At 40.3% G+C, this 12,149-nt stretch carries 13 protein-coding genes; 5 read left to right on the top strand and 8 right to left on the bottom strand.

Annotated features, from left to right (window positions below):
- The first annotated feature begins 45 nt into the window (after nucleotides 1–45).
- A complete protein-coding gene (locus PTRA_RS18755; protein WP_011330176.1) occupies nucleotides 46–609 on the top strand; it encodes a lipid-binding SYLF domain-containing protein in 564 nt (187 codons plus the stop codon).
- 115 nt (nucleotides 610–724) lie between these two features.
- Here the strand turns inward: PTRA_RS18755 and PTRA_RS18750 are convergent, their stop codons facing one another.
- From PTRA_RS18750 to PTRA_RS18735, 4 genes are all read right to left on the bottom strand, one after another.
- Nucleotides 725–1,750, bottom strand: a complete 1,026-nt coding sequence (locus tag PTRA_RS18750; RefSeq protein ID WP_058375132.1) for a patatin-like phospholipase family protein — start codon at nucleotides 1,748–1,750, stop codon at nucleotides 725–727.
- Nucleotides 1,751–1,934: 184 nt separating this feature from the next.
- Nucleotides 1,935–3,341 carry an alanine/glycine:cation symporter family protein gene (locus PTRA_RS18745; protein ID WP_011330168.1) on the bottom strand — a complete coding sequence of 469 codons (1,407 nt, stop codon included), beginning with the start codon at nucleotides 3,339–3,341 and terminating at the stop codon, nucleotides 1,935–1,937.
- Nucleotides 3,342–3,453: 112 nt separating this feature from the next.
- Nucleotides 3,454–4,365: a citrulline utilization hydrolase CtlX gene (gene ctlX, locus PTRA_RS18740; protein ID WP_058375131.1), complete on the bottom strand. Its 912-nt coding sequence runs from the start codon at nucleotides 4,363–4,365 to the stop codon at nucleotides 3,454–3,456.
- A complete protein-coding gene (locus tag PTRA_RS18735; RefSeq protein WP_058375130.1) occupies nucleotides 4,362–5,432 on the bottom strand; it encodes an ornithine cyclodeaminase in 1,071 nt (356 codons plus the stop codon). Before PTRA_RS18735 ends, ctlX begins: the two co-directional genes overlap by 4 nt.
- A gap of 168 nt (nucleotides 5,433–5,600) precedes the next feature.
- On the opposite strand from PTRA_RS18735, the gene PTRA_RS18730 reads away from it, so the two are divergent.
- Complete coding sequence (locus tag PTRA_RS18730) at nucleotides 5,601–6,032, top strand: Lrp/AsnC family transcriptional regulator (RefSeq protein ID WP_058375129.1); 432 nt, start codon at nucleotides 5,601–5,603, stop codon at nucleotides 6,030–6,032.
- Nucleotides 6,033–6,120: 88 nt separating this feature from the next.
- Here PTRA_RS18730 and PTRA_RS18725 read toward each other — a convergent pair whose 3' ends face one another.
- From PTRA_RS18725 to PTRA_RS18715, 3 genes are all read right to left on the bottom strand, one after another.
- Complete coding sequence (locus tag PTRA_RS18725) at nucleotides 6,121–7,143, bottom strand: patatin-like phospholipase family protein (protein ID WP_058375128.1); 1,023 nt, start codon at nucleotides 7,141–7,143, stop codon at nucleotides 6,121–6,123.
- Nucleotides 7,144–7,413: 270 nt separating this feature from the next.
- Nucleotides 7,414–8,403, bottom strand: a complete 990-nt coding sequence (locus tag PTRA_RS18720; RefSeq protein WP_058375127.1) for an LLM class flavin-dependent oxidoreductase — start codon at nucleotides 8,401–8,403, stop codon at nucleotides 7,414–7,416.
- A 128-nt stretch (nucleotides 8,404–8,531) separates the two neighbouring features.
- Entirely contained in the window at nucleotides 8,532–9,275 is a 744-nt protein-coding gene (locus PTRA_RS18715; protein WP_058375126.1) for a siderophore-interacting protein, read from the bottom strand.
- A 120-nt stretch (nucleotides 9,276–9,395) separates the two neighbouring features.
- On the opposite strand from PTRA_RS18715, the gene PTRA_RS18710 reads away from it, so the two are divergent.
- The 3 genes from PTRA_RS18710 to PTRA_RS18700 all read left to right on the top strand — a co-directional run bounded on the left by PTRA_RS18710 (nucleotide 9,396) and on the right by PTRA_RS18700 (nucleotide 11,555).
- A complete protein-coding gene (locus PTRA_RS18710) occupies nucleotides 9,396–9,815 on the top strand; it encodes a MarR family winged helix-turn-helix transcriptional regulator (RefSeq protein WP_058375175.1) in 420 nt (139 codons plus the stop codon).
- Between the two features lie 82 nt (nucleotides 9,816–9,897).
- On the top strand, nucleotides 9,898–10,311 hold the full coding sequence (gene umuD / locus PTRA_RS18705; RefSeq protein WP_011330160.1) for a translesion error-prone DNA polymerase V autoproteolytic subunit: 414 nt from the start codon (nucleotides 9,898–9,900) through the stop codon (nucleotides 10,309–10,311).
- On the top strand, nucleotides 10,299–11,555 hold the full coding sequence (locus PTRA_RS18700; protein WP_058375125.1) for a Y-family DNA polymerase: 1,257 nt from the start codon (nucleotides 10,299–10,301) through the stop codon (nucleotides 11,553–11,555). The genes umuD and PTRA_RS18700 overlap by 13 nt, the downstream gene beginning before the upstream one ends.
- A gap of 21 nt (nucleotides 11,556–11,576) precedes the next feature.
- Here the strand turns inward: PTRA_RS18700 and PTRA_RS18695 are convergent, their stop codons facing one another.
- Nucleotides 11,577–12,038 (bottom strand): hypothetical protein, encoded by a 462-nt coding sequence (locus PTRA_RS18695; RefSeq protein WP_058375124.1) that lies wholly within the window; start codon nucleotides 12,036–12,038, stop codon nucleotides 11,577–11,579.
- Nucleotides 12,039–12,149: the final 111 nt, after the last annotated feature.

Here is a 12,149-nt window from a genome sequence, read left to right as displayed (position 1 = left end):
GTAATTGCATACTTGCTAGTTATAAATGTTATTTAAGGAAAATTCATGAAAAGATTTATTTTGCTAAGCATGGTCGTATTTACACTCGCACTCACTGGTTGTGCAACAACAGGCAGCGCTTCACCAAGCGAAAAACGTGCATTAGTACATAGCATGGAATCAAATACATTAAGTAAACTTTACGCTATAAAACCAGATGTTAAAAAGCAAATTGCTAATTCTGCAGGTTATGCTGTTTTTGATAATGCCAACGTCAATGTTGTTTTAGCTAGTTTTGGTGGTGGTTATGGTGTTATTAAAAATAACCTAACGGGCAAATCTACTTACATGAATATGGGCGAAGCCGGTTTAGGCCTAGGTTTAGGTGTTAAAGACTTTAACGTTGTTATGGTTTTTCATAACCAAGCGGCACTAAACAGATTTATTGAACACGGTTGGGCATTTGGCGGAAACGCAGATGCAGCAGCTAAATATAAAGAAAAAGGCGGTGCATTAGTTGCCGAAGCAATAGCAGACCAAGTTACTGTTTATTCTTTGACCGAAAGCGGCCTTGCACTACAAGCAGTATTAAAAGGTACTAAGTTTTGGGTCGACTCTGAGCTTAATTAACCCCTAAATTACTCTCCTAAAAGCGAGCTGATTTGAATAATCATCCTCGCTTTCTTTTAAACCACTCAATTTAACATAACGTAATTTATGGGTTGTTATTTATAGCTTCCTATCGCTAATACATTTCGGCTAATCTCGCATCAAACGCCTCTGCCAACTTTTCTGTTTCACTAAATACTGTATTCCAATATTTAATGCGTGTGTCTGCATCTAGATCGGTAAAATCATTTCTATCTGGAATTTTTCCGTACGGTAAGCCTGCTATAAATTCTTTTGATGGCGTGATCATCACCACGTTATCGTAATTAAGTGGTGACACTTTACGTTTTAAATTTTTATCAAACCACCCTGCTTTTGGGTCGCTATTAAAGTGTGGATATAAAATGAGTCCTGGGTTGTTAATTTTTAAATCAAAGTGGTAGTCAATAATTCCGCCATCGCGATACATGCCAAGCGGTGAACCGGAAATATTTTTAATCCCTTGCATAACTAAAGGTATAGAACCCGATGCAAGTAATGCATCTTTTAAATTATTTTGGGTAAGCGCTATTTTTTGTGTTTTAAAATTATAGCTGTCGGTAATTGATAAGTCGCTTGTTGCTGGGCCAAATATAAAACGCTCATATTGTGAACTTAAGTACTTTCGATTTACTCGATTAAGCATATAACTTTTTGATAAACCCATAAGCTGTAATAATTTATTTTCGCTGGCTATAAATCCATTCGATTTTGCCACTATAAAATGTGCTTTAAATACGGGGTTATTTATAATTTCGGCCACGCCGTTATTGCCAAAAACAACTTCAAGCAGTGCGCGGGCTTTTAATGTTATTTCCGCTGGCGTGGGTTTATTACTAGAATAGCGCGTTTGCGAATACGATTTTGCTAAGCGCTCAATTGCTGCAACCGGATCGTTTTGGGCAAAACACGCTGAGCGAAATGCACCGGCCGATGAGCCAATTAAGTTAAGCGGTTGTCTATGGTTTTTAAAAAACTCGCCAAATATATACTTGTCTAAACCAAACAAGGTAAACCATTTTGGCCCGCCGCTGGCACCTAAAAATGAGCTGAATAATTCAGGTTTAAACCCCTGCTCATTTATTACTTTTGCAGCAGTTTTACCTGCGTAAATGTTGATCATCTAAAAATTCAACCTATTAAATCTGTGTTTAATTGCGCTGCTTATTTACTATTTAATGGCATATATTTATTACTTACTTTGTATATTGCTAGGCTTGAAATAGCATAATTATGCAAAAGTAAAAACGGTTTTATGCTACCATAAAACCGTTTATTAATGCTAAAAGTGACTTAAAATACGTTAACTAGTCCCAAATACCGGTTTCGCATTTGCCCTGTACTTTTACATCATTTACTTTAAATTCGGGCTCTAAGCCTTTTTCGCGTTGTGTATGATAATCGCGAGTAACCGCTAATATTGTTGGGGTTAGCAATATAATAGCGATAACGTTAACCACTGTCATTAAACCTAAAGCAATATCGGCTAAATCCCATACTTGCTTTAATGTGGCCGACGCGCCCCACAACATCATTGATAAATAAAGCAAAGTATAAATACCACGACCCATTTTGTTATCGAGTTTAAATAAGTGTAAGTTACTCTCTGCATAAGCGTAGTTGGCTACAACTGATGTAAAGGCAAACAAGGTAATAGCGGCTGCTACAAAGTACACACCCCCTTGCGCTAAATGAGCGGTCATAGCGCTTTGCGTTAAACGTATACCTTCCATTTCGCCGCTTATGTCTATGTCGGCAAGTAAAATAATAACCGCAGTACAACTACACAATACTATAGTGTCGAAAAACACCCCTAACATTTGAATGTAGCCCTGTGTTACCGGATGATTAGGCAATGGGCTTGCACTGGCTGAAGCATGTGGCACACTGCCCGCGCCCGCTTCGTTTGAATAAAGGCCACGTTGAATACCATTTTTTATTGCTGCGCCCATCGCGCCTGCACCTGCTTCTTGCAGCCCAAATGCTGATAAAAATATATCTTTAAGCATGGCTGGCACTTGAGTAAAGTTTATTAAGGTAATAATAACTGCAACAAGCACAAACACTATGCCCATTACCGGTACCACGCGCTCAGCAAAGCGGGCGATAGCTTTAAAGCCACCCACAATAATAGAGCCGGCTAACACAGTGATCACTAATCCAGAGTAAAAAGTGGGAATTTCGAAGGCAAAATTAAGTGCATCGGTAATGGTGTTGGTTTGCATGGCGCTAAAGGTAAAGCCGTAACCTAAAAATAAGCACAGTGCAAAAGTAATAGCGAAGGCTCGATTGCCTAATCCTTGTTGAATATAATACGCAGGGCCGCCTCTAAACTCGCCTTGGCTGTCGCGCACTTTATATACTTGACCTAATACACTTTCGGCAAAGCCTGTGGCCATGCCTAATATGGCAATAACCCACATCCAAAAAATGGCACCACTGCCACCCAATGATATAGCAACGGCAACACCTGCTAAGTTACCCGTGCCTACCCGCGCACATAAACCAGTACACAGCGCTTGAAATGATGATATGTCGCCTTTTTTACATTTGCTGCTGCCTTTTAATAAACTAAACATATGTTTAAATTTAAGTATTTGAATGGCTTTTAAACGCACCGAAAACCAAATACCAGCAAACAATAAAATGTAAATGAGGACTTGGCCCTCTCCCCATAAAATACCATTTACACTTTTTACTACGGTATCGAACATTGCTAATTCCTTGTTATATTTCTTATTTAAATAGGCACTGTAAGCGACACAAATATACGTTATAAAATAATAAAGGCAGTAATACTGCCTTATACTATTAAATTTTATACATTTACTTTGTTGGTAAATGAATGCCTGCGATCATACACCTTACTGAGCCACCAGCAGACTCAATGATAGGAATAGGCAAAGGCACCAATTTGGCACTTTTTTCTATTACCTTAATTTGCGCTGCAGTAAGTGCTTTAAAAGCCGTTGCTGATAACGCTAAAATCCGTCCGCTTTTACCTTGTAACTCAATAGCATTGCCGCAAAAATTATTAATTTGATCGCCCGATAACTCAATAACTTGATGATAGCTTTGCAATAAATGGCTTACTAACTGCCTGCGTTGTTCGCTTGGCACCATATCTAAGCCAATCATGGCAAACTCTGTAGCAAAACACATTAATACATTGGTATGGTAAACCGCTGTGCCTTGCATATCGTAGGCATTAAAAACCACCGGGGTTAGCTTTAATTGCTCGCATACTGTGTTAACAACTGACTGTGTCGTTCGCTTTGATTCAACCGCATAAGCAAACTTATATTGATGATCAATAACCAGTGAACCAGTGCCTTCTAAGTATGAATTTTCTTTCGCTAAAAATGAATAATCAGTCACTGCAGACACTTTATATTGATCCGTTAAAAAATCAATAATATCTTTGCGATATTCTGCTCTTCTGCTTTGTGCGTACATTGGGTAGGTTAGTATTTCGCCACTTTGGTGAGTAGTAAACCAATTATTAGGAAATACCGAGTCGGGTGTACCTTTATGCTCGTCTTCAAAAAGGTGAACGCAGATCCCTTCTTGCTTTAACACTTCTACTGCATTTGTTACTTCGTTATACGCGTGTAAGCTTTGATCAGTTGTTAAACAACTGCGCTGAAATGTGTTATCACGCATAGTTTGCGGGTTAGAGGTAAAATGATGTGGGCGAACCATCACAATACTATTAGGCGCTTGGTTTACCATACTTATGCCACACTCTCTTGCTGCGTATGTTGAGCGGTTAAAACCGAAAACAAATTACGCGGATCGGCTTGCTGGGTAATTAAATCAAGCAAGCTGTACTGCCCCGTTGCAATGAGCTGATCGCGAATAAACGCTAATGCCGTAAAGTCTTCGCTGGCAAAGCCCACGCCATCAAAAATAGTCAGTTGTTGCTGGCTTTCACGCCCGCAAGCTTGCCCATTAATAACTTGATGAAATTCAGTTACAGCAAAATCTGCACTCATTTGTTGAATTTCACCTTCAATACGTGTTTGTGGCTCGTACTCTACAAATACAGCGGCGCGTTCCAGCAGCTTTGCATCTAATTCTGTTTTACCTGGGCAGTCGCCACCAATGGCATTTATATGCACGCCTTGTGGGATCATCTCGCTGGTTAAAATTGTGGCATTCGTTTTATCTGCAGTGCAGGTTGTTATTATATGCGCACCTTTTACAGCCTCTGCTGCACTGTTACAAATAGTGACGTTTAAGCCATAGGCAGTGAGGTTATTGAATGCTTTTTGCGACGCACTTGGGTCTATATCGTATAAACGAATATGAGTAATACCCAGTACACTTTTAAATGCCAACGCCTGAAACTCAGACTGCGCACCGTTACCAATTAGCGTTAGTGTGGTTGCATTTTTAGGGGCTAAATATTTGGCGACTAATGCTGAAGTCGCTGCAGTTCTGAGTGCGGTAAGTAGGCACATTTCGCTGATCATAACCGGATAACCACTATCTACATCAGCTAAAATACCAAATGCAGCAACGGTTTGCAGCTCTCTAAAGGTATTTTTAGGATGCCCGTTTACATACTTACAGCTAAATAGTTCGCCGTCGCTCACTGGCATAAGCTCTATTACGCCCTCTGGTGAATGCGCTGCATAACGCGGGGATTTATCAAACTGCTGCCAACGAGCAAAGTCTGTTTCTAGTCGCTTTGTTAGCTGTTGTAAAACATTTTCTATGCCGAGTTTATTTATAAGCTGTGCCATTGTTTGTACGCTAACAAAAGGAACGCCTTGTTTTGGCTGTGCTATAAAATGCGTCATTAAAACCTCTATAAGTAAGTGTGTGCAATTATTTACAGGCAGTTTATCGCTCTGGTGCGCCAGTTAAAATGGCAATTAGTTATACAAATAGCATTATTTTTTATCATTTTGCTAGGCAGTAATGATTAAATTTAGTATTTTGATCAAAATTCACCTAAGGCGTACCCTATGACTCCCTATATTTACGACGTCCTCGACAAAGCACTAATAGCCGAACTTAGAAAGGACGGCCGCGCTTCTATTTCAACTTTAGCCACTACATTAAACGTGTCGCGGGGCACAGTACAAAATAGGTTAGATAGATTACTGTCATCAGGGGCAATTTTAGGTTTTACCGTGCGTGTACATCAGCACATTGAAACCGAAGCAGTTAGAGCAATTATGATGGTAGAAGTGGTAGGTAAGTCAACCTCGCAAGTTATAAAAACGATGCGCGGTATTCCTGAGCTAACTAAATTGCACACTACTAATGGTGCGTGGGATTTAGTAGCCGAAATTCAAGCGGCTAACTTAAGTGAGTTTGATGGGGTGCTTAGGCAAGTAAGAGAAATAAACGGTATTTTAAATAGCGAAACCAGTATTTTGCTTTCGTCTACTTAAAATTAAATGCTGGCGTGCAGTATATACGCCAGCAAAGGGGTTATTTATTATCTCAATGCAATTGAGTAAATAAGCCCCTTAGTTCTATTTAGTTATAACAGTACTGCAATACTTGATGATTATGGCTATGCTCCCAAATTTGCGGATTTTGCTCAGCTAAATATGCGCGCCCTGCCTGTAAACCAAGTTTGTGATCAAAGCGTAAATCGCTATCTGAACTGCCAAGTAATTTGCTATGCAGTTTTTCGGTTGCAAAAATTTGTATAATTTCAACATCTTCCGGTGGGTTTGCAATAAATTCCAACTCTTCTTGGTATGCTTGTTCGTGCTGTAGCAAATAATCTATGGTTTTGGGACAATAGCCTGATGCGCACACAAATGATCTTAGTTTGTTTACCCATGCCGATTGTACTTGAAAGTTAATATCGACCGTGCGGATCACCACTATTTTACGTGCGCCTCGGTTATAGGCTTCACGTACAGGTAAAGGTGCTGCAAGGCCGCCATCTAAATAAAAGTCGGCTACTGCTGGCTCTACTTGCTCTAAGGCAAGCTCCGCTTCGTTAGCTGCTAAAGTGTTCATCCAAGGTGTTAGTTTTACACCTTGCTTATACAAAAATGGTAACGCACTTGATGCTTTTAATAGCTCACGCCATTGCTTGCTCTCGCCTGTAGGCGCTAAAAAGTACGGTTTACGGTCTCGTGAGTTTGTTGCTGTAATAAGCAGTTCACGATCCCCTAAGTTATTTTTGGCTGTTTTAAAATCTAAACTCCGATTTACCTCAGTGGTTTTATCAAAGTACCAGTCTAAATCCATTATGTGCTTACCAATTAAACCACGGCCTAATTGAAAAAAGTTTTTATTACGCGACAGCCCTCTGATCAAACGCTTTGCATAGCCTTTTTGCCTTGCTAAAAAGCTAGTTAAGTTTTGCGAGCCCGCAGAAGTACCAATAAATAAATCAAATGGGTCGTAGTCTTGCTCTAACCACGCATCAAGTACACCGGCTGTAAATATACCTCGCTGTCCGCCACCTTCAGCAATCAGCGCAATTTTTGGCTGCGCAGCTTTGTTAACTGAATTAGGGATTACATTATTTAGCGAGTTCACGGTACACCTTCCTGTAAAAAGTAGCGTTATAGGGTTATAACGTTTTGTGGTTTCAATTATAGTGGGTAATTAATCACTATAAAATTTGATTAAATCTATTAGTTTAATCGCTTAAAGCGAATGCGGTAGGATAATTTATTTGCTGTTATTTGGGAGTGGCTTAGATGAGTACCCAAAATACAGATTGATGTTGCCTATAAGCAAAACTAGTTTAGATTTCGCTTATAATATAGCAGGCGTAAGGTGTACGCCTGCTTAACTAAATGAAACTTAACGTTTTAATTCCATTAAAATTTCGATAGCTCTATGGCGTTTTTCGCTGTCGTATAAATCGTTGGTAAATATAAATTCATCAACGCCCAGCTCTTTTACTATCATTTCTAACTTGTGTCTTATACTTACATGCCCACCTATTACACTTAAACTTAAAAAGTTTTCCACTTGTACGCGTTCTTGCTCACTCCATAGGCCATCCATAGAGTCAACAGGTGGTTGTAGCCATAATTCGCTGCCACGCATTAGCGCAAGTACTCGTTGTTGCGAAGTGGTCGATAGGTATTGTGCTTCTTCGTCGGTATCGGCTGCCACCAGCGGTAATGCCAGCATTATGTATGGCTTATCAAGCACCTTTGAAGGTTTAAATTCGCGCTTATACAGCTCTATGGCATCGTACAAAAAGCGCGGAGCAAAGTGCCCTGCAAACACATACGGTAACCCTTTTTGCGCTGCCAGTTGCGCACTAAACAAGCTTGAGCCTAATAACCAAATTGGTATATTGGTGTCCTCACCGGGTATAGCGCGTATTGGGTGAGTGCCATTATACGGCCCTAATAAGGTTTGCAGTTCGGTTACTTCTTGAGGGAAGCGCTCTGCTCGGCTCATGTCTGAATTTAAAGCTCTACTCGTAATAGGATCGCTTCCTGGTGCACGGCCAAGCCCTAAATCAATACGCCCTGGGTATAAGCTCTCTAATGTACCAAATTGTTCGGCTACAACTAATGGCGAGTGATTTGGCAGCATAATCCCCCCCGAGCCTACACGTATACGATCGGTTTTACTGGCTATATGGCCCACTAAAATAGAGGTAGCTGCACATATAATGCCTGGCATATTATGGTGCTCTGCTAACCAAAAGCGATTAAAACCTAGCTCGTCGGCTCTTTGAGCATATTTAGTACTTTTATGTAGCGTTTCGGATACCGTTGCCCCTTTGGGCATCGGGGCAAGCTCTAATAACGAAAAAGGAATATTAGATAACAAAATAGCAGCTCCTATAAATGGTATGCTTATGGTGTGCTATAACCACAAGCATAAAAACTAGAGATGGGTGTGCGTTACCTGTAATTCAAGATACTAAAGGTGCTAAACGCTAAATAACCTGAGTATATTTAAGCGGGTTGTGCCGCTTGTTGGCGTTGCTGTTTATAGCTCTCTGAGTTTAATCCTTTTTTCCAATAACCCGATGCCACAATATGCGTACGTGGTATGGCGTATAGCTCATTAAGTTTAGTTTTTACTTTGCGCACTAAGCCTGCCTCTAGCGCCATAAAAACAATTGGGGATTGTGCGCCTACTTTTAAATTGTTTAATGCCGTTAGCATGCTTTCATCTGGGCTATTGGTAACTAGCCAATTTACAGTGCGCGGCGTATCTAAACTAATAATGTCTTGCTCGCTAGGGGCATGAATAAACATATCAATTTTCGCGCTATGCGGTAACTGCTGAGCATAGCCTTTCACTGCATTAACTGAGGTTAAGTCGCCAAGGAGTACGTAGTGCGAATGGCTAAAATTATCGAGCTTTTTAGGGCCCGGGCCAGCTATGGCTAAGCTGTCTCCCACTTTTGCTGTTTGCGCCCAATTTGTAGCAGGACCTTGGTGCATATTAATTACAAAGTCGAGCGTGAGCGCCCCCGTTTGCTCATTAACATGGTTAATAGTATAGGAGCGCATAAGCGCCGTTTTTATGTTTAAATCGAGTTCACCGTTATGGGGCAGTAACACTTTTACATAGTGGCCTATGTAACTTGGCGTAAGATCTTTAAATTCATCAGAACCCACCACAATGCGTTGTAAGTGCGGTGTAATTTGCTTCGTACTTAGCACCTGTGCTTTGCGTATTTGTCTACTCATGTATTACCTCGTTTTACAAAAAGTTTAAATTGCATGCAGCAACATTTGCACAACGCCCCATTGGTTGATAAAATCAACTATAGCAATTTAATTGATATTGTCAACTATTTGGTAACTACTATGAAATCATCTCTGCCTAATACACTCTTTATGCTAATGCAAAGCTACCGCGTAACAACGCGTGATGCGATTAATGCAAACGACCTTGGTTTAAACGCTATGCATGTGCGTTGCTTGCATATTATTGCAGCAACGCCGCAATGTACTGCTAACGATATTGTTACCCAAACTCAACGCGACAAAGCACAAATTGCCCGTTTAATTAAGGAGCTTTTAGCATTAAATTTAATCAACAAATGTGCCAGTGAGCACGATAAACGCTGTTTTATTGTTTCTTTTACTGCCTCTGGCACTGCGCTTTTTAACAAATTACTAAGTGCCGAGCGCCAAGTTAACGAGCAAATGTGTAAAAATTTAAACTCGACGCAAATCAAAGACTTCTTAAATACCGCACAAACAATGATCAAAAACATGCAGTGATCTTTCATTCATTACTTGGCAAAAGTAAAACAAAACGCATATACTGTATACTTGTACAGTATATGCGTTTTGGTTGATCTTTATGTTTGTTATTCCCATTTATATAGAAGCGGGTGTGTGCGGGTTTGAATCGCCTGCTGCGCCATATAGCGAGCTTGGTGTGTCGCTTGATGAGCTATTAATAAAGCACCCCGACGCCACTTTTATTGGCGTTGCCTCTGGCAGTTCAATGCAAGATGTGGGTATTTTTGAAGGCGACTTGCTAATAGTAGACCGCGCTGAACAGGCTAAAAATGGCGACGTTATAGTTGCTAATTTAAATGGCTTATTTGTGTGTAAGCTACTTGATAAAACCAATGCCCGGCTGCTCTCGGCATCACCTTTGTATAAACCAGTACAACTAACATCCTGCGATGAGTTTCAGCTTGAGGGCGTAGTTACACGCTCAATTCGTCTGCATCGCCAAAGCCCTGAGTTACTGCTATGTATGCCCTAGTAGACGCGGTGGCCTTTTATGCCAGTGCCGAAAAAGTATTCGACCCGGCTATTCGCTCAAAACCTGTGGTAGTGCTTACCAATAACGACGGTTGCATATGCGCGGTGTGTCCCATTGCTCGGCGTTTAAACATTCCTAAATTTGCCCCTTACTTTAAAGTTAAGCAGTTACTTGCGCAAAATAACGTAGTAATTCGCTCTAGTAATTATGAGTTATATGCTGATTTAAGCGACAAAATGATGAACGTTATTGGCCGTTTTTGCGACGTGCAACACGTATACAGTATCGACGAGTCATTTTTACACTTTAACGGTTACACCCCTGTTATTAATGACTGGTTTGCATATGGGCACACTATTAGGCGCACCGTATGGCGCGAAACTAAGCTCCCCGTTGGTGTTGGCTTTGGCCCTACGGCTACTTTAGCAAAAGCGGCAAACCATGCCGCTAAAAAGTTATCCGGATTTAATGGCGTTGCTGTTATTAACTGCGAAGCAAGCCGTAAAGCTATTTTACAAAGAATGAGTTGCCAAGATATATGGGGTATTGGTAAACGTTTAGCCAAAAAATTAAAAGTAATGAACATACACACTGCATGGCAATTAGCGCAGCAAAACCCTAACAGTATGCGCCGTGCATTTAGTGTGGTGGTAGAGCGCACTGTAAATGAGCTTAATGGCATACCTTGCTTAAATTGGGACGACGTACGCCAAGATAAGCGCGAGGTATTTTCGACCCGAAGCTTTGGCGAGCGTATATACGAGCCAACGGCACTTAAAACTGCGTTAATTAATCACGTTACTGTGGTTGCAAGTAAATTAAGAAAGCAAAAATCGCTTTGCAAACAACTTTATATTTTTGCGGCGAGTTCGTCTCACGAAAACGTTTTTTATAAAAAGTCGTATATGTATACATTTGCCAGCCCCACTAACGACACCTGCGTAATGGCTAATGCGGTATCGCAAGTGTTTGAGCAAATATATCAGCCGGGTATTCGCTTTTATAAATGTGGTGTGGGTGCTTTAGAGCTTATTGCGCAGGAGTTTCAACAAGACGATTTATTTAATAAACGCACCGACAATCCAGTATTAATGAATTGTCTTGATGCTATAAATAAACGCTACGGTAAAGGAATGCTTAGTTTAGCAAGCAGTAAATTAAATGAAGGTTGGCATATGAACAGGAATTTTTTATCCCCGCAGTACACCACGCGCTGGCGTGATATACCCAAAATATATTGTTAGTAAGTACAGCTTACTTATGCGTTATTGACTGTCGGGTACTTTTTTAAATGTGCATGCAACGCTTGGCTGACTTAACGTATATTTAAGTGTGTCGTTAGCTAAAAAATAAATGCTTTGGCTAATTGTTTTTTCGTTAGCTGGGTTTTCGCAGCGGCTCATTCTTAAGCCGTTTTCAATGCCATCGCTTTTGTATTTTAATGAGCTAGTAACAAAACAAAAATCGGGTTTTTTAACCGTTTGTGTTCCGTTATGTAATGAGTCAAAAATAATTTGCTCACCTAAAGTAAAACCGGCATCTTCATTATCTGGATTTACAAAACTCAATTGGCTATTAACGCATAACGCTGAATTAGCCGACACCACTTCATAAGCACCCAGTTTTGTTTTTAAAAGCGGAATAAACCGGCTTTTATTACTTGGGGTTGCAACTGCATGAGCGCTGGTAAAAGCAATAGCTAATAAAGCAAGTGTTAAGTATTTCATTAAGTGGTTATATCCTCGAATTAGTGGGTTAAATAATAGCGAAATGCTTGGTTGCTTAATTTTATAACTATAACAGAGATTTACTTTAAAAGGAGAGAAGTCGTGTTGCTT

Source organism: Pseudoalteromonas translucida KMM 520 (assembly GCF_001465295.1).
Lineage (GTDB): Bacteria > Pseudomonadota > Gammaproteobacteria > Enterobacterales > Alteromonadaceae > Pseudoalteromonas > Pseudoalteromonas translucida.
This window is presented reverse-complemented; position numbering and strand designations above follow the sequence as displayed.

Excerpts from the sequence above, each read along its gene's own strand:
- PTRA_RS18700 (WP_058375125.1), top strand. The coding sequence starts at position 10,299 with ATGTATGCCCTAGTAGACGCGGTGGCCTTTTATGCCAGTGCCGAAAAA.
- PTRA_RS18695 (WP_058375124.1), bottom strand. The coding sequence starts at position 12,038 with ATGAAATACTTAACACTTGCTTTATTAGCTATTGCTTTTACCAGCGCT.
- PTRA_RS18750 (WP_058375132.1), bottom strand. The coding sequence starts at position 1,750 with ATGATCAACATTTACGCAGGTAAAACTGCTGCAAAAGTAATAAATGAG.
- PTRA_RS18735 (WP_058375130.1), bottom strand. The coding sequence starts at position 5,432 with ATGACGCATTTTATAGCACAGCCAAAACAAGGCGTTCCTTTTGTTAGC.
- PTRA_RS18710 (WP_058375175.1), top strand. The coding sequence starts at position 9,396 with ATGAAATCATCTCTGCCTAATACACTCTTTATGCTAATGCAAAGCTAC.
- PTRA_RS18715 (WP_058375126.1), bottom strand. The coding sequence starts at position 9,275 with ATGAGTAGACAAATACGCAAAGCACAGGTGCTAAGTACGAAGCAAATT.
- PTRA_RS18755 (WP_011330176.1), top strand. The coding sequence starts at position 46 with ATGAAAAGATTTATTTTGCTAAGCATGGTCGTATTTACACTCGCACTC.
- PTRA_RS18745 (WP_011330168.1), bottom strand. The coding sequence starts at position 3,341 with ATGTTCGATACCGTAGTAAAAAGTGTAAATGGTATTTTATGGGGAGAG.
- umuD (WP_011330160.1), top strand. The coding sequence starts at position 9,898 with ATGTTTGTTATTCCCATTTATATAGAAGCGGGTGTGTGCGGGTTTGAA.
- PTRA_RS18730 (WP_058375129.1), top strand. The coding sequence starts at position 5,601 with ATGACTCCCTATATTTACGACGTCCTCGACAAAGCACTAATAGCCGAA.